Annotated in this window: 22 protein-coding genes; 7 read left to right on the top strand and 15 right to left on the bottom strand. The window is 67.4% G+C overall.

Features of this window, described 5'->3' with window-relative positions:
- Positions 1-675 precede the first annotated feature (675 nt).
- Complete coding sequence (locus MJ603_RS16620; RefSeq protein ID WP_374230954.1) at positions 676-1368, top strand: winged helix-turn-helix domain-containing protein; 693 nt, start codon at positions 676-678, stop codon at positions 1366-1368.
- A 154-nt stretch (positions 1369-1522) separates the two neighbouring features.
- Here MJ603_RS16620 and MJ603_RS16615 read toward each other — a convergent pair whose 3' ends face one another.
- Entirely contained in the window at positions 1523-1849 is a 327-nt protein-coding gene (locus MJ603_RS16615) for an SHOCT domain-containing protein (protein WP_243064872.1), read from the bottom strand.
- A gap of 44 nt (positions 1850-1893) precedes the next feature.
- Entirely contained in the window at positions 1894-2322 is a 429-nt protein-coding gene (locus MJ603_RS16610; protein WP_243064871.1) for a DUF6325 family protein, read from the bottom strand.
- A gap of 193 nt (positions 2323-2515) precedes the next feature.
- On the opposite strand from MJ603_RS16610, the gene MJ603_RS18810 reads away from it, so the two are divergent.
- Entirely contained in the window at positions 2516-4090 is a 1575-nt protein-coding gene (locus MJ603_RS18810) for a phospholipase D-like domain-containing protein (RefSeq protein WP_243064870.1), read from the top strand.
- Between the two features lie 4 nt (positions 4091-4094).
- On the opposite strand, the gene MJ603_RS16600 is transcribed toward MJ603_RS18810, so the two are convergent.
- From MJ603_RS16600 to MJ603_RS16585, 4 genes are read right to left on the bottom strand one after another with little or no spacing between them, the layout of a single operon-like run.
- The gene (locus MJ603_RS16600; RefSeq protein WP_243064869.1) at positions 4095-5039 is read right to left on the bottom strand and encodes an NADP-dependent oxidoreductase; all 945 of its coding nucleotides are present in this window, start codon (positions 5037-5039) and stop codon (positions 4095-4097) included.
- 54 nt (positions 5040-5093) lie between these two features.
- Positions 5094-5672 carry a TetR family transcriptional regulator gene (locus tag MJ603_RS16595; RefSeq protein WP_243064868.1) on the bottom strand — a complete coding sequence of 193 codons (579 nt, stop codon included), beginning with the start codon at positions 5670-5672 and terminating at the stop codon, positions 5094-5096.
- Complete coding sequence (locus MJ603_RS16590; protein ID WP_243064867.1) at positions 5669-7498, bottom strand: ATP-binding cassette domain-containing protein; 1830 nt, start codon at positions 7496-7498, stop codon at positions 5669-5671. The genes MJ603_RS16595 and MJ603_RS16590 overlap by 4 nt, the downstream gene beginning before the upstream one ends.
- Entirely contained in the window at positions 7495-8640 is a 1146-nt protein-coding gene (locus tag MJ603_RS16585; protein WP_243064866.1) for an ABC transporter permease, read from the bottom strand. Before MJ603_RS16585 ends, MJ603_RS16590 begins: the two co-directional genes overlap by 4 nt.
- A gap of 91 nt (positions 8641-8731) precedes the next feature.
- Between MJ603_RS16585 and MJ603_RS16580 the strand changes: the two genes are divergently transcribed.
- The gene (locus MJ603_RS16580; RefSeq protein ID WP_243064865.1) at positions 8732-9037 is read left to right on the top strand and encodes a DUF1330 domain-containing protein; all 306 of its coding nucleotides are present in this window, start codon (positions 8732-8734) and stop codon (positions 9035-9037) included.
- Between the two features lie 12 nt (positions 9038-9049).
- On the opposite strand, the gene MJ603_RS16575 is transcribed toward MJ603_RS16580, so the two are convergent.
- Complete coding sequence (locus MJ603_RS16575) at positions 9050-9457, bottom strand: helix-turn-helix domain-containing protein (RefSeq protein WP_243064864.1); 408 nt, start codon at positions 9455-9457, stop codon at positions 9050-9052.
- A 106-nt stretch (positions 9458-9563) separates the two neighbouring features.
- Here MJ603_RS16575 and MJ603_RS16570 point away from each other — a divergent pair, with 106 nt between their 5' ends.
- Positions 9564-9923: a DoxX family protein gene (locus tag MJ603_RS16570; protein ID WP_243064863.1), complete on the top strand. Its 360-nt coding sequence runs from the start codon at positions 9564-9566 to the stop codon at positions 9921-9923.
- Between the two features lie 10 nt (positions 9924-9933).
- Here MJ603_RS16570 and MJ603_RS16565 read toward each other — a convergent pair whose 3' ends face one another.
- From MJ603_RS16565 to MJ603_RS16550, 4 genes are all read right to left on the bottom strand, one after another.
- A complete protein-coding gene (locus MJ603_RS16565; RefSeq protein ID WP_243064862.1) occupies positions 9934-10338 on the bottom strand; it encodes an SRPBCC domain-containing protein in 405 nt (134 codons plus the stop codon).
- The gene (locus MJ603_RS16560) at positions 10335-10661 is read right to left on the bottom strand and encodes a helix-turn-helix transcriptional regulator (protein WP_243064861.1); all 327 of its coding nucleotides are present in this window, start codon (positions 10659-10661) and stop codon (positions 10335-10337) included. Before MJ603_RS16560 ends, MJ603_RS16565 begins: the two co-directional genes overlap by 4 nt.
- Before the next feature lie 58 nt (positions 10662-10719).
- Complete coding sequence (locus tag MJ603_RS16555) at positions 10720-12840, bottom strand: alpha/beta fold hydrolase (RefSeq protein ID WP_243064860.1); 2121 nt, start codon at positions 12838-12840, stop codon at positions 10720-10722.
- Positions 12841-13091: 251 nt separating this feature from the next.
- Positions 13092-13229 (bottom strand): hypothetical protein, encoded by a 138-nt coding sequence (locus tag MJ603_RS16550; RefSeq protein WP_243064859.1) that lies wholly within the window; start codon positions 13227-13229, stop codon positions 13092-13094.
- A 145-nt stretch (positions 13230-13374) separates the two neighbouring features.
- Between MJ603_RS16550 and MJ603_RS16545 the strand changes: the two genes are divergently transcribed.
- The 3 genes from MJ603_RS16545 to MJ603_RS16535 all read left to right on the top strand — a co-directional run bounded on the left by MJ603_RS16545 (position 13375) and on the right by MJ603_RS16535 (position 16063).
- Entirely contained in the window at positions 13375-13872 is a 498-nt protein-coding gene (locus MJ603_RS16545; RefSeq protein ID WP_243064858.1) for a MarR family winged helix-turn-helix transcriptional regulator, read from the top strand.
- Positions 13872-14723 carry an aldo/keto reductase gene (locus MJ603_RS16540; RefSeq protein ID WP_243064857.1) on the top strand — a complete coding sequence of 284 codons (852 nt, stop codon included), beginning with the start codon at positions 13872-13874 and terminating at the stop codon, positions 14721-14723. Before MJ603_RS16545 ends, MJ603_RS16540 begins: the two co-directional genes overlap by 1 nt.
- A gap of 98 nt (positions 14724-14821) precedes the next feature.
- On the top strand, positions 14822-16063 hold the full coding sequence (locus MJ603_RS16535) for an AI-2E family transporter (RefSeq protein ID WP_243064856.1): 1242 nt from the start codon (positions 14822-14824) through the stop codon (positions 16061-16063).
- Positions 16064-16082: 19 nt separating this feature from the next.
- Here MJ603_RS16535 and MJ603_RS16530 read toward each other — a convergent pair whose 3' ends face one another.
- The 4 genes from MJ603_RS16530 to MJ603_RS16515 all read right to left on the bottom strand — a co-directional run bounded on the left by MJ603_RS16530 (position 16083) and on the right by MJ603_RS16515 (position 22325).
- The gene (locus MJ603_RS16530; protein ID WP_243064855.1) at positions 16083-20054 is read right to left on the bottom strand and encodes an ABC transporter ATP-binding protein; all 3972 of its coding nucleotides are present in this window, start codon (positions 20052-20054) and stop codon (positions 16083-16085) included.
- Positions 20051-20566: a MarR family winged helix-turn-helix transcriptional regulator gene (locus MJ603_RS16525; protein WP_243064854.1), complete on the bottom strand. Its 516-nt coding sequence runs from the start codon at positions 20564-20566 to the stop codon at positions 20051-20053. The genes MJ603_RS16530 and MJ603_RS16525 overlap by 4 nt, the downstream gene beginning before the upstream one ends.
- A gap of 153 nt (positions 20567-20719) precedes the next feature.
- The gene (locus MJ603_RS16520) at positions 20720-21646 is read right to left on the bottom strand and encodes an aldo/keto reductase family oxidoreductase (protein WP_243064853.1); all 927 of its coding nucleotides are present in this window, start codon (positions 21644-21646) and stop codon (positions 20720-20722) included.
- A 73-nt stretch (positions 21647-21719) separates the two neighbouring features.
- Entirely contained in the window at positions 21720-22325 is a 606-nt protein-coding gene (locus MJ603_RS16515; RefSeq protein WP_243064852.1) for a TetR/AcrR family transcriptional regulator, read from the bottom strand.
- Between the last annotated feature and the right edge of the window lie 74 nt (positions 22326-22399).

Here is a 22399-nt window from a genome sequence, read left to right as displayed (position 1 = left end):
CTTTCAGCCGCGCAGCCTCGCCAGTTTAGCGATGAGTTGCCCCCCGTCAAGGGGCCAGGTGAAAGTAGGTGCATTCCGGGCCCCCGGCGGCACCATGTGGACGGAAGGATTCTCCCGATTCGCCGCCGAGAGTTGACTTCCGGAGGCCGAGTCCGCTTTACTTTCCTACATGACTGGCAATTCGCGCACCCTGACCTCCTTCGAGGCTCTTGGGCACGCCGGCATGATGATGCCCGGCCGCGACGCTGTCATGTGCTGTCGAATGTGTCGCTGATCCGACGTTCGACCCGCCGAGTCGTCGCCAGCTGATGCGCGAGATCTCTTTCTTCTCGCCCGGCGACACTCCCCTGAAGTCCCGCTCCAGGCACATGAGGACTTCCGTACCGGCCATCTGACGGCCACTTCTCGAACTCGCGTTGCGGGGCATCCGTCGTCTCGGCGTACCGCCCGGGTTCACCGCATCATCGCCACAAGGACTCGATTCCCATGTCTCTCGCCACCATCTCTCCTCTGACCAGTACCGATGTCACCACGCTCTCCGACACCGACAGAGAGCGTCCCATCACCACGGCAGCGCGCCCCGCCGCCACGACGGGGCGAACGCCCGCTGCGCCGGCTGCATCGCCGTCACGCACCGCGCATCCTCGCCGTGTGCACCCGACCCATCACGAGCCGATCCAGCCGCTCCCCGTGCAGCAGCGTGCGACACGCTCGACCGCTACCCCCGTGACGGATGCCCCGGCCCCCGCTCGCATCCGTGCCGTTCCGAACGGCACCCGCGCCAGAGGTTTCGCACTGTACGTCGGGTTCGACGAGGACAAGGCTGCCGCGGCCGGTACCGACCTCGGCCACGTGGTCGAGGCGCTGAAGCGCCTCGCCGCCGAGATCGCACCGGGCTCCGAGACCTACGCGGCCGTCGCCCTTGCTCCCGAGGCCGCAGGCGGTCGGGACGTGGATGTCGTACGGCTCGCTCTGCAGGATCCGGCCGCCGTCGCCAAGAACCGTCCGGCCGTCGACCCGACGCAGGACCGAGCCAGTGGCGTCATCGTCGACATCTCGCGCAAGCGTCTTCTGCTCGACAACGACACCGTGCCGCTCACCTACAAGGAGTTCGAGCTGCTGCAGTATCTCGTGCTGCGCGAGGGCCGCACGATCGACCGGGCCGAGCTCATCTCATCGCTGTGGCAGGCGGGCGACGACGAGGTGCCGAACGAGCGCACCATCGACGTGCACATCCGGCGCCTGCGCTCCAAGCTCGGCCGCTACGAAGACATCGTTCGAACCGTTCGCGGTGTCGGATACCGTTTCGACCGGCACGCAGACGTCGCGATCCGCCACGCAGGCGCCCCTAGCCCTGACTTGTTTTGATTGTGCGCCGGTCCCTGCCCGGCGCACCGCGGTCGGGCGGGCGCACGACGGGATCGTTGCGCCGTCAAGGCCGCCGCAACGGCGCGCGTGTCACGTTGCAGAGATGATCGCTCTTGCGCAACCCCAGTCTGAGGGATTGCCCGGCGCGTCCTGACTAGAGGCCGAGCAGCTTCTGCTTGGCGGCCTCGAACTCGCCGTCGCTGAGGGCGCCGGACTGGTGCAGCGCGGCCAGGTTCTGCAGCTGGCCGACGACGTCCACACCTGACGCCGCTGCTGGGGCGGCGGGCTGCTGGGCAGCGACCGCCTGCTGTGCGGCCTGGTCGACCTGCGCCTGCTGCTGAGAGGCCTGAAACTGCTCCGCCTGCTGTTGCTCCTGCGCCCTGCGTTCCCGGCTGGCAGCCATGCCACCACTCACTGCCGTCGCCGTTCCCGCGACAACGGCCGTGCGTGCTGCGAGACCGATCAGACCCGGACGACCCACCCTGCGAAACATCGGCTATGCCCCAATCCCTGTTCTCGTTGTCATCATTGCGCGCGCACGGCCGCGACGACGTCGTTGACGACCGGCGCCGGCACGCGCTCACTGGCGATCACGGCTCCGCCCGACGCCGCAAGACGCGAAGCGAGCTTCTTCGCCCAGAGCAATTCGACGACCAGGAGCTCGGCGCTCGTACCCGGCTCCAGACTTTCGGCGAAGTACTCGATGTCTTCATCGGCGGCGAGGCCGGCCAGGTCGAGGTCCGCGCCGTCGAGACCGTAGGCATCCGTGCTGTCCTCGACCTCGATGGTCTCGACGTCGCCCTCGATCGTGCGCGTGATCAGCAACGCGTCGATGATACGCACTGCACCCTCGGCCACGAGCTCGTGCACCGCGTCGACGACGCCCGCATCCGGCGCATCGCCCTGAAATCCGATCAGCACGAACTCGACCGGACCGTATTCCAACTCGCTCATGCCTGTGCCTTCCACCCGCGCAATGTGTCGTGTCAAGGATGCGCCTCGCAACACGCATGCGGTCACCCTGGCCGGGTGAAGCTGAGTGTGAGCGACCGCACGGTGAACGTCGCGAATCATCTGGTCCGGCGTCGGGCGTCGCCGGTAGCGTGAGCGCAACCGGACGCTCAGCCGTTCGGATGCTGGAGGCATCGTGGCGACGACGCGAGAACACATTCAGAGGATCATCGACGCCCACCTCGACGCCTTTCGGCACGCAGGGGTGCTCAGCGTTCGCCCCGGCTTCCGGATGAGCGATGGCTGGATCACCGACGAACGGGCGATCGTCGCGACTCTGGCGCCCGGCGCGGAAGCCACAGCGGGGCTGCCCGACGAGATCGGGGGCGTGCCGGTGGACATCCGCGTCGCATCGCAGGCGAAGCTGGCGCAATTGGGTGCAGGCGCGCAGCCCAGGGCATCCTTCGGACAGCTCGGGTTCGCCCCCGACAACGGCGCCGTGCCGACGTTCGCCGACGAGCGCGTGCTGACGGCACCGACCGAGCAGACCCCGGTTGAGCAAGCACTGAAGGCACCGGCGAAGGAGCAGCTGACCTACACGCCGCCGTCCGGTGTCTCGCTCTCGCCGGTGACCGCGACCATCCGCATCGAGCTGAGCGCGAGCCCGGACTCGGGCTGGCCCGTGCTGAAGGAGTTCCTACAGGGAACCGAGAAATCGCTCACGATCGGCCTCTACGACTTCACGTCGGCGCACGTGCTGAGCGAGTTCGAGACCGCAGCGAAGGACAAGACGGTGTCGCTCGTGCTCGATCATCCTGCGAAGAATCCGACCGCCGATCAGACGGACGACGAGACCGTCGCCGACCTCGAAGCCGCACTCGGAAGCGGCTTCGACCAGGTGTGGGCGCTCGAGCGCGCCGACCCGCACGCCGCGGCCTGGATCTTCCCCTCGGCGTACCACATCAAGACGGCCGTGCGGGACTCGAACTCGGTCTGGCTCTCCAGCGGCAACTGGAACAACTCGAACCAGCCCGACATCGATCCGGTGCACAACCCTGCCGACGGAGCCGAGGCGCGCATCCGTGACCGCGACTGGCACGTGGTGATTCACGACGTGGCTCTTGCTGGTGTGTTCGAGACCTATCTGCGCAACGACCACGCCATCGCGGCTCACCACCAAGCGGTGGCGCCGGCTCAGGCATCCGAAGAGCTGTTCCTCGTTCAGCCGCAGGTGCAGACGCCGCCGTTCAAGGACTTCTCGGCCGCCGTCACCCTGCGCGAGCAGATGACGATCACGCCCGTGCTCACACCTGACCCCGGTGTTTATACGGATGCCGTTCGCGCGTTGATCGAGAGCGCGCAGACATCCCTGCACCTTCAGTTTCAGTACATCGAGCCGCCGCGGACGAAGACGACTACGTCCGCCCCGTTCTCCGCGCTCATCGACGCGGTGATCGCGAGGCAGAAAGCGGGCGTCGACGTGAAGGTGATCATGAGCCAGTTCGAGACCAGCGGCTATCTCGAGCAACTGCAGGAGCTCGGCCTCGACGTGGTGCACGGCGTGAAGCTGCAGAACAATGTACACAACAAGGGCATCGTCGTCGACGGCGCCCGCACGCTGGTCAGCAGTCAGAACTGGTCGACGGCGGGAACCCTGCAGAACCGCGACGCGGGCGTGATCATTGAGAGCGCCCGGGTCGCCGCGTACTTCGATGCCGTCTTCCAGCACGACTGGGACAACCTGGCGCGGCAGAAGGCGCTCCAGGACTGAGCGGCTACGGGATGAGGATGATCTTGCCGCGCACCTCGCCAGCCTGCCCGACGCGGTGCGCCTCTGCTGCCTGCGACAACGGGTACTCGGCGCCGATCTCCACCTGGAACGTGCCGTCGGAAAGGCCTGCAAGCGCGACGTCGACGCCCTCGGTGCGCCACTCCTCCTGCTGCTCCGTCAGCGGCACCGGGCTTCCGCCAGACCACGCGTGAATGCCGAGCTCGGCCGCCTTCGCGCCCGCGACGACAGTTCCGATGTGGGAGCGGTCGGCGACCAGGTCGAAGGATGCCTGGAGCGCGGCATCCGTTCCCGCGATGTCGAGTACGTAGTCGACACCCTGCGGCACGGCGGCACGCACCCTCTCGACGAGCCCGTCGCCGTACTCGAGTGCGATCGCGCCGAGCTCGCGGATGCGTTCGAGGTTGCGCGCGCTCGCCGTTCCCACGACCGTGGCGCCGCGATCCCTCGCGAACTGGATCGCCGCCTGTCCGACGGCGCCGGACGCACCGTGGATGAGCAGCACATCGCCCTCGCCCGCCCGAAGCGACTTCACTGCCTGATATGCCGTCCCGGCCGGGACGCCGATCGCCGCCGCCTGGTCGAACGGAACGTTGTGCGGCTTGCGCACGAGCTTGCTTGCGGATGCCACCAGCTCGCTCGCATACGCACCGCTCGCCCCGCGCACCACGACCTCGTCGCCGACCGACCAGCCCTCGACGCCGGGTCCGAGCTGCGCGATGACGCCGGACGCATCGGAGCCGAGCCTGCGCGGCGTCTCGATGGGCGCGGAGGGACGGATGCCCTGCCGCAACTTCCAATCGATCGGGTTCACCCCTGCTGCCTTGACGTCGACGAGCACCTTGCCGTCGCCCGGCGTCGGATCAGGGTGCTCCGCCACCTCGAGCACGTCCGGCCCGCCGAAGCGGCTGTACTGGATCACGGTCTGCATGCTCTCCACGATAGGGAAAGGCGCGCAGCCGCGGGGTTGTCGTGACGCAAACCGTCACTCCAACGGGCCGATGAGATAGCGCTGCACGGCCGGAGCGATGTGCTCGACCACCCAGGCCGGTTCGGCCGAAGCGATCGGTTCCCAACGCAGCACGTAGCGCGCGAGGACGAGGCCCGCGACCTGGGTGGCCATGAGTGCGGCTCTGGTCTCCACCTCGCTCGGATCGGGCGAGAACCTGATCACGACGGGCCGAATCCCGCGGTCGAGGATGAAGGTGCGCATCTGCGCAGCGAGCGTCTTGTTGCGCGTCGCGGTGCGCAGCAGGGCGGCAAGCATCGACGAGTGCGAATCCCACACGCCGATCAGTGTCGTGAGCAACTCGCGCGCGGCGTCGTCGGGCGATGCCTCGAGAACGGGGGCGACGACATCCGCCGGATCGACCGAGAGCGAGGTGACGACGTCGAAGAGGCCGCCCTTCGAGCCGAAGTAGTGCGCGATCATCGCCGGATCCACCCCGGCTTTGCCGGCGATCTCCCTCGTCGTCGCGCTGTCGCCTCGATCGGCGAACACTTCGCGGGCGGCATCCAGCAGTTCCTGCCGGGTCGTCGATGGTCCCCTGCGGCGGCCGCTCATGCCGCCGCTCCTTCCCGGTGCTCGTGATCGCGGTCGCGGTCGAGCAGCACCATCGTCTCCTCGAGGGTGGGCGGCACGGACGTGACGGTGGCGGGGATGCCGGCGAGGGCATCCTGCACCACTGCCGCCGACGTTCCGGCGACGCGGATGTCGCGCCCGGTCAGCATGATCGGCAGTCTCGAGCGGTCCAGGGCGTCGAATGCGCGCTGCCAGTCCTCGCTGCGTACGAGCACCGCGCTGGTGCCGCGAGTGAGGTCGGAGACGGTACCCGAGCCGATCAGCCGGCCACTGGCCAGTAGCACCAGACGCGTGCACTGCTCGGCCTCCTGCAGGTAGTGGGTCGTGACGATGACGGCGCGACCGGCTTCCGCCTGCGTGTGGATGACATCCCACAGCCTCGCCCTGCCCAGCGGATCGACGCCCGACGTCGGTTCGTCGAGCACCAGCAGCTCTGGCGAGTGACTCAGTGCGAGCGCGAACGCGAGCTGGCGCTGTCGGCCGAGGCCGATGTCGGAGACGAGACTGGAGCGCACCTCCTGGAGCGCGGGAGGCAGCTGCGGCCGGGGCACCCCGTAGACGCGCGAGAGGAAGGCGACGTTCTCGCGCACGCTGAGCGTCGTGTAGAGGCCGAGCCCTTGGGGGACGTATCCGAGCCGGCGACGGGAAGCGTTGTCTGGCGCACGGCCGAAGAGCGTGACGGTACCATCGTCGGCACCTTCGAGGCCGAGCAGGATGCGCAGAAGAGTCGTCTTGCCCGCCCCGTTGGCGCCGATCAGGCCGACGATCTCGCCCGGACGCACCTCGAGCCCGACGCCGTCGAGCGCGAGGTGGTGGCCGAAGCGCTTGGTGACGGCGGTGGCGGACGCCGTCGGGGCCGCGGTCGGTGCCGCCTCTGCTGGTCGAGTAGCGCCGCCGGAGGCGTCGCGTATCGAGACCTCGGAGTGCTCGCTTGTCGGGTCTCGATACGCGAGCGACCTGCGGTCGCGCGCTACTCGACCAGCGGGGGCGGCAGCGAGAGAGAGCGCCACCAGGGCGTCCTCGAAGTCGGGGGCCGCTACGCCATGGGGAGGCGTCGGGACACCGGCCGGCAGCCAGATGTGGCGCTCGGTGCCGCGGCGCCAGGTGAGGGGCGTGAGTTCGGCGGACGGGGCATCCGTGCCGTCGAGCCGTGCGATCGTTCCGGGTACGGCGGCGATGATCTCGTCGGGGGTGCCGGCGGCGAGCACACGTCCGGCGTCGAGGGCGAGCACGGATGCCGCCCGCTGCGCCTCGTCGAGGTACGTGGTGGCCATCACGACGACGGTGTCGCCGGTCGCCGTGGTCGAGATGAGTCGCCAGAGCTCGACGCGGCTCACCGGATCCACGCCGGTGCTCGGCTCGTCGAGCAGCACCACCTGCGGCTCGTGCAGGATCGCGAGCACGAAGCCGAGCTTCTGCCGCATGCCACCGGACAGCTCTCGGCCCAATCGGCCGCCCGCCTCGGCGAGCCCGGCGCGTTCCAGCAACTCGGCCGAGCGCGTGCGGATCTGACGCGTCGACATGCCGTACGAGCGACCGACGAACTCCACGTTCTCGTCGACCGTGAGAGTCGCCCACACGCCCGACGTTGACGGCTGGTAGCCGAGTCGCTCGCGATCCACGGTGAGCACCTCGCCTCTCACTGCCCGCACCCGGTGCGCGAGAACCCGCAGCAACGTGGACTTGCCTGCGCCGTCGCCGCCGACCACTGCCGTGATCCGGCCGGGACGGGCATCCAGCGTCACGTCCTGGAGCGCGACGACGTGTCCGAATTCGACGGTGAGGTCGCGCACGCCGACCACGGTCATCGCGCGACCTCCGCGACCGCGTCGTGCTGGGCATCCGTTTCGGGATGCTCGTGCTGCTTCACGGGCGAGATGCTACGGCTCAGGCGCACGACGGCAAGACCGAAGATCACGACGGCCATCGCGGCCAGGATCACGAGCGGGAACCACAGCGAGTTCCAGCCCGCGCCACGGATCATGACGCCCTGCGAGATCATCGTGAACCAGGTGAGGGGCAGGCAGTATCCGATCCAGCGCACTCCCGCCGCCATCGCCGACAGCGGGAAGATCATGCCGGACAGCAGAATCTGCGGCAGCAGCACCATGAACGCGAGCTGGATCGCCTGACCGGTCGTGCGCGACACCGACGAGATGAGCACGCCGAGCCCGAGCACGACGAAGAGGAACAGTGCTGCCCCGACGATGAAGATCAGCGGATCCCCGTTGAACGGCACACCGAACAGCAGCAGTCCGAGCACCGTGATCAGCGCCATGTCGAAGCATGCGAGCAGAAAATACGGCGAGATCTTGCCGAGCACCACGGCGCTCGGTCGCAGCGGCATCACGGCGAGCTGTTCGAGCGTGCCTGCCTCACGCTCGCGCACCAGGCCGATCGACGTGATGATCGTGCCGATGAACGTCAGAATCAGTCCGATGATCGCCGGGATCATCACCCACGACGTCTTCAGGTCGGGGTTGAAGAGCGTGGTCACTGTGATCGTCGTCGTCTGCTGAGCGGATGCCGTGCCCTGCCCCTGCTTCCCTGCCTGCTGGGCCACCTGCTGCTGCAGCTGGGCGAAGATCGTCCTCGCGGACTGAGCGGCGAACAGGTTCGAGCCGTCGATGTAGACGTCGACGTTCGACGCCGCCGCCACGATCGCCACGTCTGTCTTGTCGTCCCGGAGGCCGTTGCGGGCATCCGTCTTCGTGCCACCCGCGTCGGTGCTCACCACGTCGAGGTGATCCTTCAATTTTGCGTTGTCGTCGATCAGCTTGGTCACGGTCGTGGCGCCGCTGCCATAGACCGCGACGGTCAGATGATCGACCGTGAAATTGGCCGCGTACCCGAAGATGATCAGCAACAGCAGCGGCATCACGATGAGCAGAGCGAGTGTGCGCCGGTCGCGGCGCAGTTCCTGGAACTCCTTGAGCACGATCGCACGCATGGTGGGCCTCCCGCATTCTCGATCTCATAATTCACCACGTGATGAATTCCGTCAAGGACGCACGTGCGCGGCAACGCGATACGGTCGGATCATGAGCGTGGTGCTGTGCGTGACGTTGTGGCCGAACCCCGGGCAGGAGCAGACCCTCGTGTCGTACGAGGACTCCGTGCTCGCCCTGCTCCCAGAACACGGAGCACGAGTCGTCACCCGAGTGCGCGCGGAGACGTCGGCGGAGGGCGAGGCAGGTGAGGGGCATCCGTTCGAGACGCAGGTCATCGAGTTGCCGGATCAAGCCGCTCTGGATGCCTACCTGGCCGACCCGAGGCGCGCCGCGGCATCCGACGAGAGGGGCCGCGCGATCGCTCGCACAGAGATTCAGCGCGTGACCCTGACCTGACGGGCGAACGGGTCAGCGCACCACGTGCACCTCGTCGTAGGCGGCGCGGGATGCCTCGATCGTTCGGCGGTTGTCCATCGCCCAGTCGCCCAGTGCGACGGCCAGCTCGACGAGCGTTCCACCCAGACCGGTCAGCTCATACTCGACGCGAGGCGGAACCTCCGCGTACGCGGTGCGCACGACGAGCCCGTCGCGTTCGAGTTGACGCAGTGTGAGCGTGAGCATGCGCTGCGAGATGCCGGGGATGTGCTGGCGCAGCTCCGTGAACCGGAGCCGTCTTGCGCGAAGTGTGCCGATCACGAGCAGCGACCACTTGTCGCCGATGCGGTCCAGCACCTCGCGTACTGCCGCGCCGGAGTCGGCGTCGCCGTCGCAGGATGCCTCGTAGGCGCTCAGCGACGCATCCGGTCGTGGTTCCATGACGTCTCCCCTCGGCCGGTTACGTCGGTGTGCCTTTTGCACTCGGCGCTTCGGCAAAGCATCATGGCATTACTTACTGATCGTAACCATGAAGGAATCGGCCCCCATGACCATTGCACTCTGGATCATCAACATCGTTCTCGCGCTCGCTTTCCTCGCATCCGGGATCGCGAAGGTGTCGCAGCCGAAAACGCGTCTCGCGGGAATGATGGGATGGGTCGAGGACTTCCGAGCACCGTCGGTCAAGCTGATCGGCACAGCCGAGATCATCGGAGCCTTCGGTCTCACACTCCCGCTGTTCACTGGCATCGCGGTCATCCTCGCCCCGATCGCAGCGGTCTGCCTCGTTGTGGTGATGATCGGTGCCATCGTCGTGCACGCCCGCCGCAAGGAATCGTTCGCACCGTCGCTCGTGCTCGGCGTCATCTCGGTCGTCAGCGCGGCGATCGGGTTCATCGTCCTCTGAGCCGAACGACTCAGCCGAGGAAGCCGGGGAGCCGATCGAGGCAGTCGTTCCAGCCCTGCTCGTGGTCGGCGCGCGCCTGCTCGTCCGCGAAGCGCTCGTGCACCAGCTCGAGGCGTGTGCCGGCATCCGTCGGCGTGAAGGTGAGGGTGACGAGCGTCTCCTCGCCTTCCCCGTCCCATTGCCAGGTGAAGGCGAGCACAGTCGGTTCCTCGACGACGACGTACTCGCCGAGCACGCTCAACCGCGCACTCGGGGCATCGATGCGGAACCGGCCTCCGACCCTGAGGTCGACGGAACACATCGTGCCGAACTTCGGCGGCCAGAACCACGACGCGAGTAGGTCGGCATCCGTCCAGGATCGCCACACGGTGCCGATGTCCGCCGGCAGGTCTCGATGGATCTCGATCGCGGTCATGCTTCTCCTTCGAGGTGGGACACGAGTGAGTCGAGCCGTTCGTTCCAGAACCGGCTCTGCTCGTCGATCCAGGACTGGGCGGCACTCAGAGCTCCCGGCACGAGGGCGCACGATCGGACCCGTCCTCGCTTGGTCGTTCGGATGAGCCCGGCGGCTTCCAGTACCGCGACGTGCTTGCCCATGGCGGCGAGCGTCATGTCGTGCGGCGAGCGCAGTTCGCTGACGGTGCGTTCGCCCGTGCGCAGATCGTGCAGGATACGTCGGCGCGTGGAATCCGCAAGCGCCCCGTAGATGCTCGACAGGCTCGACTCATGCTTTACCATTTGGTTTAGTGTTGCGGGATCGGCGTCGAGCGTCAAGTGGCGATGGCGTGCGAGCCTCTCAGCCGAGGCGGGCCGGCCTCGCCCATTCCTCGCCGAGCACGTGCTGGGCGAGGAATGCGAACACCGTCTCGTACCAGATCACGGCATGCTGCGGCTTGAGAACCCAGTGGTTCTCATCGGGGAAGTACAGGAAGCGATGGTCGATCGAGCCGTCCTCCGCAGCGAAGCGCTCGTTCAGTTCCGACCACAGTCGCAGCCCCTCACCGATCGGCACCCGGTAGTCGTTGTCGCCGTGCACGACGAGCATCGGGGTGCGAATGTCGTCGATGAACCGATGCGGCGAGTTCGCGACGAGACCTTCCTTCGTGAAGATGTCATTCCAGTACGGGGAGAGATCCGTCGTGGGGATGAATTGATCGAGCGACCACAGGCTCGCGTGCGTGACGATCGCGCGGAAACGGTCGGTGTGGCCAGCCACCCAGTTCGCCATGTAGCCGCCGAACGATCCGCCCATCGCGGCAGTGCGGGTGTCGTCGATCTCGGGGCGGGCAGCGACGGCATCCGTGATCGCCATCAGGTCGGTATAGGGAGCGCCGCCCCAGTTGTTCCAGCCGCGCGCGATGAAGTCGAGCCCGTAGCCGGTCGAGAGGGCAGGATCGGACAACAGCACGGCGTAGCCCCTGGCGACCGCCAGCTGCGGATTCCACCGCCAGCTCCACGCGTTCCAGCTGTTCAGCGGGCCGCCGTGGATCCACAGAAGCAACGGCGCAGGGGAGTCGGATGACGCCCCATCTGGCGTGAGCAGCCAGCCGCGCACCCGCGCGCTGTCCTCGGCAGTGGTCTCCACCTCTGTCATCGTCGCCGGCACCGTGGGTAGTCCACCCGGCACCTCGAGCTCTGTGATCGCTCCGTCCGACGTGATGCGCACGGGGTGCGGCGGAACCATCCACGACGAGCGCAGAGCGACAAGACCACCGCGGGCACGGTCGACGTGCACGTCGGCATAGGTGAAGTCGTCGTGCGTGAGCTGTTGCGGCTGCCCGCCCTCCAGAGGCACCCGGAAGATCGGGCCGCGGCCATCCTGATCGGCGGTCACGATCAGCGCGCGATCGTCGGCGTCGAACACGAGGCTCGTCGGCCAGCGGTCCCAGTCGACGACACGGTGGGCGTCGGATGACGCCACGTCTGCGGCGAGCGAGAAGACCCACAGCTCCTGCTGTTCCGGTCCGGCCGGCGTACTGCGCACCGTGCGCACGAATGCCACCTGCGATCCGTCGTGCGAAATCGTCGGCGACTCGAAATCGACCCCTGGCTCGTCCAGCAGCACGGTCTGCGTCCCGGATGGGACATCGATGGCCACCAGCCGGAAGCGCTCGTCGTTCCGGTGAGGCACAGGGAGGGAGGCGACGACCGTCACGCCGTCCGGAGTGACGGCGACCCCTGCGTCGTCGAGTCGCGACGCCGGAGCGGGCGTCAGGTCGAGGGGACGTGGCATCCATGACGGATACGGCGCGGGAGCGTCGGAGTCGGATGCCGATTGCGCGGCTTGGGCCGCGTCATCCGTTCCGGCATCGGCCGCCGCCGCACCGACGGGCTCGGTCAGAGCGTCGAGGCCGATCGCGAGAAGGTGCGGCTCGTCGGGGCCGAGGTCGTGGTCCCAGAACCGCACAGGATACGACTCATGCAGGATCGCGGACACCTTGTGCTTCGAGCGATCCGACCGCAGCCGGGCGTCATCCTCGAGCGTGGCGGCACCTGGCAGTATGCCGGCGCCGATCACCACGCGATCGGATGCTTCCGCCACCGCGGCCAGACCGCCGGCACCGCCGGCCAACCTGGTCACCGGCCTGGCCTCGCCACCCTCGGCAGGAAGCACCCAGAGCTGTCCGTTCTCGTCGTCTGCGTCCGCTCCGGCATCCGGACGCGCCGAGACGAACAGCAGGTCGCCCGAGGAGGTGAACGCCGCGGATGCCTCCCCCTTGGCAGAACGAGTGAGACGTCGCGCGCCCTCCGAACCGTCAGTCGACACCTGCCAGAGTGCCCGTTCGTACCCGGTGCCGTCCTTCTTCAGCGTCGCAACGGTCAACACCGCGTGCCGACCATCGGGCGAAAGGGCGAGGCCCTCGATGCGGGGCAGGGCGATGTAGTCCTCGAGTGAGTGGAAGGGAGTCGTCGACATGCCCTCCACGCTAGGCCGCCGGCGGAGTCGGCACAGCAAACCCATCAGAAAATAACGAACAGATAACTAGCGCCCCGTTACCTGTTCGTTATAGAGTGCAAGAGCACCGGTTGTTTGCTGTGGCGGCCGGTGCGGAATGTGATTGCAGGACACTCTTGGTGCAAGGGAGAGGGTCGGTCGTAAGCCTCTACGACCGGCCCTTGTTCTGTCTGCCGGGACCTTACTGCTTGCAAGTCGAGGCCGCCGGAACGTCAGCCCGCCGAGCCGCCGTTGACCACGAGCGTGACGACGAAACCGGCCGCCGCGATCACGGCGAGGGCCGTTGCGGTCCAGATCCAGACGCCGGCTGCGCCGGTGCGGGCGGGGTACGTGGGGTGAAGATCTTCCATGTCTCGAGGCTAGCCGCTCGCAGCGGGGGCGAGTCGTTCGATCGTGCTCGATGGGGCGCGCATCGACGGGGATGCCGCGCCCATCGATCGACGCGCACCCCTACGCTGGAGTGGGACATTCCCCAGCGCATCGAAGGGAGCGACTGTGGCCAAGAAGTCCGCGATCAGCGCCTGGGAGTCGCTGTTCCGCACCCAAGTGACAGTCATGCGAGCCCTCAGCGCCGAGTTCCCCCGCGACGCCGACCTCAGCCTCACCGAGTACGACGTGCTCTTCACCATCTCGAAGCAGCCGGATCACAGCATCCGCATGCGTGATCTTCGCACGCAGGTTCTGCTGACACAGCCGAGCGTGAGCAGGCTCGTCGACCGGCTCGTAGACCGAGGGCTCGTCGCCAAATGCCCTGAACCGGATGATGCGCGCGGCTCGCTCGTGCGTCTCACCGAGTCTGGCTACGCGCTCTACCGGCGATGCGCCGTGCAGCACGGACGGTCGATCATCGACCACGTCGGCAGCGCGCTCAGCGCGGAAGAACTCGAGCAGCTCCAGTCCCTCACCGAGAAGCTGCGACTTTCCGTCGAGGGGCGTGCCGGAACTGCCACCAAGCAGGCCGCAGGCGTGAAGCACACGGAAGGGAAGCACTGATGCAGCAGCGCACGATCGGAACGAGGAAGGTCAGCGCGATCGGACTCGGCGGCATGCCGATGTCGATCGAAGGACGCCCAGACGAGAAGCGGTCGATCTCCGCCATCCACGCCGCGCTCGATGCCGGAGTGACACTGATCGATACGGCGAACGCCTACCACGTGCACGCCGACGAGGTCGGACACAACGAAGCACTCATCGCCAGAGCCTTGCGCGAGTACGACGGTGACACCTCCGACGTGCTGGTCGCCACGAAGGGCGGCCACATCCGGCCCGGTGACGGAACGTGGATCGTCAACGGCAACCCCGACTACATCCGCGGTGCGGCCGAAGACTCGCGCCGGCGGCTCGGCGTGGAGAAGATCGGCCTGTATCAATTCCACCGGCCGGACCCTGCCGTTCCCTACGAGGAGTCGGTCACGGCGCTGCGCGACCTGCTCGACGACGGTGTGATCGAGATGGCCGGTGTCTCCAATGCGACTCCGGAACAGATCCGCATCGCCCAGCACGTGCTCGGGGGTCGCCTGGTCTCCGTGCAGAACCAGTACTCGCCGCGCTTTCGGTCGAGCGAACCCGAGCTCGAGCTCTGCGCAGAGATCGGTGTCGCGTTCCTGCCGTGGAGCCCGCTCGGCGGTATCGGCCGCTCCGGGAGCGGTCGGGGATTCGAGGCGTTCCAAGAGGTCGCGGATGCTCGTGCCGTGAGCCCGCAGGTGATCGCGCTCGCGTGGGAGCTCGCGAAGGGGCCGCACGTCATCCCGATCCCCGGCGCATCTCGGCCGGAGAGCATCCTCGATTCCGTGACAGCTGTGGACATCGAGCTCACGACCGAGGAGCTCGAGCGGCTGGGTTGACTCGACGGCGGCGGCCGTGCCCCGAGCGTTGACCGTTTCGCCCACTCGTGCCGCGCCGATCATGCGGCGGGCGCACGCGCTCATCTAGTGTGTGAGCCATGACGGATGCCTCCGGCACGACGGGTTCCGAACCCGAATCCTCGGCGCCCTCGCCCATCGAAGACGCCACCACGACGGGTACGCCGGCTGTCGATGCGGCTGCGGATGCCGCGCACGCGGACAGCGCGGCACAGCTCTCCGAGGCCGACGCTGCCGCGCTTCGCGCCCACGAGCCGGTTCCGTCGCGCACATTCTGGGCGAACCTCAACAGCCCGTTCGCGCTCGGATTCCTGATGACACTCGGAGGGCTCGCCGCCTTCGTTGTCGGCGTTGCCTTCTCGAACCTGTCGACGATCATCATCTACATCGTGTTCGCGCTCTTTGCGGCCCTTGGACTCGACCCCGTGGTGAAAACGCTCGAACGCCACAGTGTGAAGCGCGCCTGGGGCATCGTCATCGTCTACACGGTGTTCGCCATCATCCTGGTCGGAGTGCTCTGGTTGGTCGTGCCGACCATGGTGAGCCAGATCTCGCAATTCGTGCAGAGCATTCCTACGACGATCACGCACTTCGAGAACTCGGACTTCTACGACTGGCTGCACGCGAACTTCGGCGACCAGGTGACATCCATCACCGATCAAGTCCAGAAGTTCCTCTCGAATCCGGCGAACATCGCGGCCATCGGGGGCGGCGTGGTCAAGGTGGGAATCACGGTCGGCACGACCATTTCCGGCATCATCATCGTGCTCGTGCTCAGCCTCTACTTCCTCGCGTCGCTGCCGGCTATCAAGACCGCGTTCACGCGTCTGGCGCCCGCACGCAGCCGTCGAACGGTCTCATCGATGATCGAGCAGATCTCATCCGGTATCGGCGGCTACCTCGGCGGCATGGTCGTGCTCGCCTTCTTCAACTCGCTGGTGGCGTTCTTCCTCTACCTCTTCCTCGGTTTGCCGTTCCCCTTGCTGATGGCCGTGGTGGCGTTCTGCATCACGCTCATCCCCCTGGTGGGCTCCGTGCTGTTCTGGTTCATCGGAACCATCATCGCGTTGTTCAGCAGCCCCCTCAGCGCACTCGTCTTCGCGATCATCTACCTGATCTATATGCAGATCGAGGCATACGTGCTCACGCCGCGTGTGATGAACCGAGCCATCTCGGTGCCCGGATCCCTCGTGATCATCGGCGCGCTGGTCGGCGGAACCCTTCTGGGTCTGCTCGGCGCACTCGTCGCGATTCCCGTCACCGCGTCGATCCTGCTGATCATCAAGCAGATCTTCATACCGCGGCAGGATGCCAAGACCTGAGCAGACGATCGGTCGGTGACTACGCCGCCGCCATCTCGAAAGCCCGCCACATCGCCGCGTAGGCGCCGCCGAGTTCGAGCAGCTCATCGTGCGAGCCGACCTCGATGACCTGGCCGTGGTCGAGCATCACGATGCGGTGGGCTCCCATCGCCGTCTGCAACCGGTGGGCGATGAGAATGGTGGTGCGGTCGCGGGCGAGGCGGTGCATGGCATCCGTCACGCGTGCCTCGGTGGCGAGATCGAGGTTGCTTGTCGCCTCGTCGAGCAGAAGAATCGCCGGATCGACGAGCTCCGCCCTGGCCAGTGCGATCAGCTGCCGCTGGCCCGACGAGAGTGACTTGCCACGCTCGGCGATCTCGGTGTCGTAGCCGAACGGCAGAGCCTCGATCATGTCGTGGGCGCCGACGGAGCGGGCGGCGGCCTCGATGACGGCGTCGGGGGCATCCGGCCGGCCGTACGCGATGTTGTCGGCGATCGTGCCGGTGAACAGGAAGGACTCCTGCGGCACGTAGCCGAGCTCGCGCCGGAAGCCGCCGAGATCGAGCGAGCGCAGGTCGGTGCCGTCTGCCAGCACGGCGCCGCGATCGGGGTCGTAGAACCGCGCGATCAGCTTCATCACGGTGGACTTGCCTGCACCGGTCTCCCCCACCAGCGCGATGGTCTCGCCCGGACGGATGCTCAGCTCGACTCCCGAGAGCGCCTCCGGCGGCTTCGTGGCCAACGCGTCGCGCGAACGGGGGTCGCGGGCATCCTTCGGTCCGCGGAGTTCTGTCGTGACGGGAGCGCTCGGATACGCGAAGTGCACATCGTCGATCGCGACGTCTCCGCGCAGATCGCCGACGGCGACCGGATGTTCGGGCTGCGGTGTGAGCGTCTCGAGCTTCATCAGGCCCGAGACACGCGAGACGGAGACCCTCGTCTGCTGCCAGGCATCGAAGACCTGCGAGAGCTGCTGGATCGGAGAGAAGAACATGTCGATGTAGAGCAGGAAGGCGATCAAGGCGCCGGCGGTGAGCTGTCCCTGCACGATCAGCGCCGCACCGAGGCCGAGCACGATGACGTCTGCGATGGCGGAGAGGAACTGCACAAACGGGAAGTACAAGGCGACCAGCCGCTGAGCGGCGACCCTGGAGCGCAGGTACGCGCTGCCGTGCCCGTGGAAGCGACGCATCGTCGCCTCCTCGTGCGTGAACGCCTGCGACTCGCGCACGCCGGAGAGGCTCTCCTGGAACGCCGCGTTCACGATCGCGATGCGCTCACGCGAGAGGTCGTACAGCCGCGATGAGCGACGACGGAACCACACGGTGGCCAGCGCGAGCGGGATCACGATGGTGAGTACTGCGAGGCCGAGCGGGGCATCCACGATCACGAGCGCGACGCCGACGCCGACGAACGTGACGAACGCGACAAGCGCGCCGAGCAGTCCGTTCTGCAGCAGCGACTCGAACTGATCGACATCCGTTGTCATGCGGGTCATGATGCGGCCCGCCATCTCGCGCTCGTAGTAGTCGAGCGAGAGTCGCTGCAGCTGAGCGAAGATGCGGATGCGCAGGGACAGCATGATGCGCTGCGCCACACGTCCGGTGACGAACGCCTCGGCCATGCCGTTGAACAGATCGGCGACAGTGATGAGCAGATAGATGGCGGATGCCCCGAACAGCACCGCCCCCGCTCCCGTCGTCACGCCCTGGTCGATGCCGGTCTTCACCACGGCGGGTCCGAGGAGTCCCGCCAGTGCGTCGATCACCACGAACACCAGGGCGAGCGTCAGCGGACGCTTGAACTCGCGCAGCACCTTGACCAGCGAGAAGTCGGAATCGTGCCGGGACTCCTCGTCGAGGTCGACTGTCGGCACATCGCGCACCGGCGGGAGCGCCGCGACGCGCTCGAGCAGGTCGGGAGTCGGCGCGAGGCCGGCGCTCATGCCGCGCATGCCACCGCCTCCGCCGCCGAGCCCCATGCCGATGCCGGGGGCGCCGGCGATGTGAGACTTGCCGCTGCTGCTGCCGCCGATCGAGTAGCGCCCGCGCAGCGGACGCGTATCGAGACCCGGCTCGGGGACCGCGGAGGGGGACGGTCTCGATACGCGTGCGTCTTCGACGCTCGCTACTCGACCAGCGCGGGTGCTCGCTACTCGACCAGCGGGGGTGCTCGCTACTCGACCGGCGAGAGGGGACTCCGCAGCGGGGGCCAGTGCGTCGATGTCGCCGCGGCGGGCGGCATCCGTTGCACCGAAGAGGGCGCGATAGGTGTCGCTGCGGTCGATGAGTTCGTCGTGGGTCCCCTGATCGACGATGCGGCCGTGATCGAGCACCACGATGCGATCGGCGAGATGCAGGGTGGAGTGCCGGTGCGCGACCAGCAGCACGGTGCGACCCTCCATCACGGACCGCAGCGCGTCGTGGATGGTCTGCTCGGTGCGGGCGTCGATCGCGCTCGTCGCGTCGTCGAGAACGAGGACGGCAGGGTCGCGCAGAATCGCGCGGGCGAGGGCGATGCGCTGCCGCTGGCCGCCGGAGAGACTCAGCCCGCGCTCTCCGACGACGGTGTCGTAGCCGCGCGGCAAGTCCATGATGAAGCCGTGCGCTTGCGCGACACGGGCGGCCGCCTCGATCTGGTCGTCTGTGGCATCCGGTGCGCCATAGGCGATGTTGTCGTGCACCGACTCGGAGAACAGGAAGGCGTCTTCGAAGGCCATGCCTACGGTCTGCCGGAGGGATCCGAGGCGCACGTCGCGAACGTCCTGACCGCCGATCGTCACGCGTCCGGAGTCCGGATCGTAATAGCGCACGAGCAGGCGGCCGACGGTGGATTTGCCGCTGCCGCTCGAGCCGACCAGTGCAACGCGTTCGCCCGGATTCACGGTGAGGGAGAAGTCGTCGAGCACCGTCGTGTGCGGCTGGTAGCCGAACGTCACGCCGTGGAACTCGATCGCGCCAGGGCGTGCAGGCAGGTCGACGGCGTCGGGGGCATCCGCGATCGTTGGCTTCAGGTCGAGAAGCTGGAAGATGCGCTCGAGGCCCGCGCGGGCCTGCTGCCCGATCGTCAGGATGCCTGCCAGCTGCCTGGCCGGAGCCATCAGCTGCGCGATGTAGGTGGAGAACGCGAGGAACGTGCCGAGCGTGATGTTGCCGTTCATCGCCAGCCAGCCGCCGAGGGCGAGGATGCCGACCTGCCCGAGCGCGGGAATCGCCTCCAGCAGCGGCTGGAACTTCGACTGGATGCGCACGGCGCGCATCTGCGATCCGTACAGCGTGGTCGCGGTGCCGGTCAGTCGCTCCAGCTCACGTCGCTCCTGGCCGAACGCCTTCACAACGCGCACGCCGCCGACATCCTCGTCGACGATCTCGGCGAGCTCACCCTCCTTCTGCTGGCCGTCCCAGGTGGCGGGGAAGACGCGGCGTCGCATCCGATAACTGACGACGAGAAGCGCGGGCACGACGGCGAGGCTGACGAGCGCCAGCAGCGGCGACAACACGAACATGACGACGAGCGAGAGCACCATCATCAGCACGTTGCCGGTGACGAGCGGCAGGAAGTTGAGCAGACCCTGCACGAGCGCGGAGTCGGAGTTGGCACGGGCGACGAGCTGCCCGACGGGCATCGTGTCGAGTGCCGCGGAGTCGAGGCGCTGGAGCTTGTCGTGCATGTCGTTGCGCAGATCGTTCTGCACGTCGAGCGCGACGCGGCCGCCTCGGTAGCGCCGCAGGTACGAGAATCCGAACGCGATCAACGCCAACACGATCAGCAGGCTGAGCCACGGCAGAAGCGACGCGGTCTTGTCGACGATCACACCGTCGACGATCTGGCGGGCGATCAGCGGCGTGGCCACTTGGCACGCTGAGCCGATGATGGCGGCGACAACCGAGATGATCACGTTCTTGCGGTGCCGCCACAGGTAGTGGCCGAGCCGGCGAAGCCAGCCCTGTTGCCGGGCCGAAGGGGCGTCCGAGGTGGCTTCCGGCGCCGTGGTCGCTGTCGTGCGGCTCACCGGGCCGCCTCGGTCGCCGCCACCGTGCTGTCGGTCACAGCATCGAAAGTCTGCCGCGCGGCGGCGAAGGATGCCTGCCGGCGCTCGATCTCGTCTCCGAGCGCCGCGAGGGCGGCGAGCACGGCATGCGGGTCATCGGTTCCGGCGGCGAGTGCCGTCACCACGACGGCGAGTTCGTTCTCGGCCGCCGTGCGTGCTGCGTCTCCGGCGGCCGTGAGCACGAGGTCGACGGCACGCTGGTCGGTGTCGTGCGCCTCACGACGCAGGAGGCCCCGCCGCACGAGCGAGTCGACGGTCGAGCTGATCGCCGGCTTGCCGAGCGCGAGACGCTGGGCGAGCCGGGATGCTCGCGCCTCCCCCTCCGCCACGGCGGAGAGCACCCGGAAGTCGGCGAGACTCAACTCGGGAATCGACCTCTCGAGAATGCGCGAGATGCGCGTGAGCGAGTGCACGGCGGCGCGGGCATCGGCGCCGGGAGGCGCTGTCGGCGTTCCATCAGATAGTTCGACCACTGAACCATCTTAGCCCGCGGTCGTCGAGTAGCGCGCGGCGAAGCCGCTCGCGTATCGAGACCCGCAAGCGTTTGTATGCCGTGGTGCGGGTCTCGATACGCGTCCGCTGCGCGGGCGCTACTCGACCAGCGGTAAGGCCGCCAGCGATAGGCGCTACGGGAGGGTGTGACCCGCCGCGGTGAAGAGGCGGTACCACTCGGGGCGGGTGAGGGGCAGGTCGGAGCCGGCCGCGGCATCCGTCACGCGCTGCGGGTTCGTCGTTCCGAGCACGACCTGCAGGTTCGCCGGGTGGCGGGTGATCCAGGCGACCGCGATCGCGGTGGGCGTCACACCGTAGGCGGCGGCGATCTCGTCGATCGCGTCGTTCAGCTCCGCGTAGTGCTCGCGGTCGCCGAGGAACACGCCGTCGAAGAACCCCTTCTGGAACGGCGACCACGCCTGCAGCGTGATGTCATTCAGGCGCGAGTAGTCCAGGATGCCGTTGTCGCGATCGATCGACTGGTCCAGCCCGTTCATGTTCGCGGCGATGCCCTGCGCGAAGAGGTTCGCGTGCGTGATGCTGAGCTGCACCTGGTTCACGACGAGCGGCTGCTGCACGGAGCGCTTCAGCAGCTCGACCTGCCCCGGCGTCTGGTTCGAGACGCCGAAGTTCCGTACCTTGCCGGCGTCGTGGAGCGTGCTGAAGGCATCCGCGATCTCGTCCGGCTCCATGAGCGTGTCGGGACGGTGCAGCAGCAGCACATCGAGGTAATCGGTGCGCAGCGCCTTCAGGGACTCGTCGACGGACTCGAGGATGTGCTCCTTCGAGAAATCCCAGTAGCCGTTCCGGATGCCCACCTTCGACTGCAGGTACACGCTCTCGCGCTCGGCGCCGGTGAACTGCACGGCGTCGCCGAAGCGCCGCTCGCATCCGTGGTCGCCACCGTAGACGTCGGCATGGTCGAAGAAGTTGATGCCGGCGTCGCGCGCCGTGCTCACCAGCGTGCGGATCTGCTCGTCGCTGAGCTCGAGGATGCGCATCAGGCCCAGGATGACGTTGCTTCCGTCGATCGTGGTGTTCGGGAGAGTGAAGGTCTTCATGTCTCCATGATTGCCGACGGAGCGCGCTCCGGGTCCAGTCCGGCGAAGATGTTCGCGCCGACTGGCCACAGTGTCACTCGTGGATTGTGTCGAAGATCGGCCGGGATTCGGCGAGATAGGCCGTTCGGTCGAAGTCCGGGACGAACACGAGCTGCACGATGGCGCCCTGGAGCAGCCCGGCGAGCACGGATGCCAGCAACCGCGCGCGCACCCCCGCCTGCGCTGCCGACAGCCCCCTGGTCTCGTGCAGCCAGATCGCGATCTGCTCGCTGAAGGCGTCGACGATCCGCGGGAACACCGCATCGAACACCGCGTGCAGCGCAGGATCCGCTGCTGCCCTGCCCCATATCTGGAGCGGAAGCGCCGCCCCGCCGACGTGATCCATGAGCCTCGTCGCGAAGCCATCCGCGAAGTCGATCGGATGCGTTGGCGTGCCATCCGCCTGCCGCGCCGGCGCCGCAGGGAGACGCCCTCCGTCGAGCACGGCCTCCGCCACAGCCGTCAGGATCTCCTGCTTGCCCTCGAAATGCCCGTAGACGGCTCCGGCGGAAAGCCCGGCCTCCGCGAAGATGTCGCTCATCACGGTGTCGTCGAATCCCTTGCTCGCGAAGCTGCGCATCGCAGCGTCCAGGATCTGCTGACGACGCTGCTCGCGATGCTCGTCACTGACCTTGGGCATCCATTCCTCCTTCACTCGCGGCGCTCGCGCGCCCCGCCCGCACCTCGTGAGACTGCATGCCCGCGGCGAGACTG

Origin of the sequence: Humibacter sp. RRB41, assembly GCF_022761015.1 — a bacterium.
Lineage (GTDB): Bacteria > Actinomycetota > Actinomycetes > Actinomycetales > Microbacteriaceae > Humibacter.
Note: the sequence above shows the minus strand (reverse complement) of the source record. Positions and strands in the feature narration are given on the sequence as shown.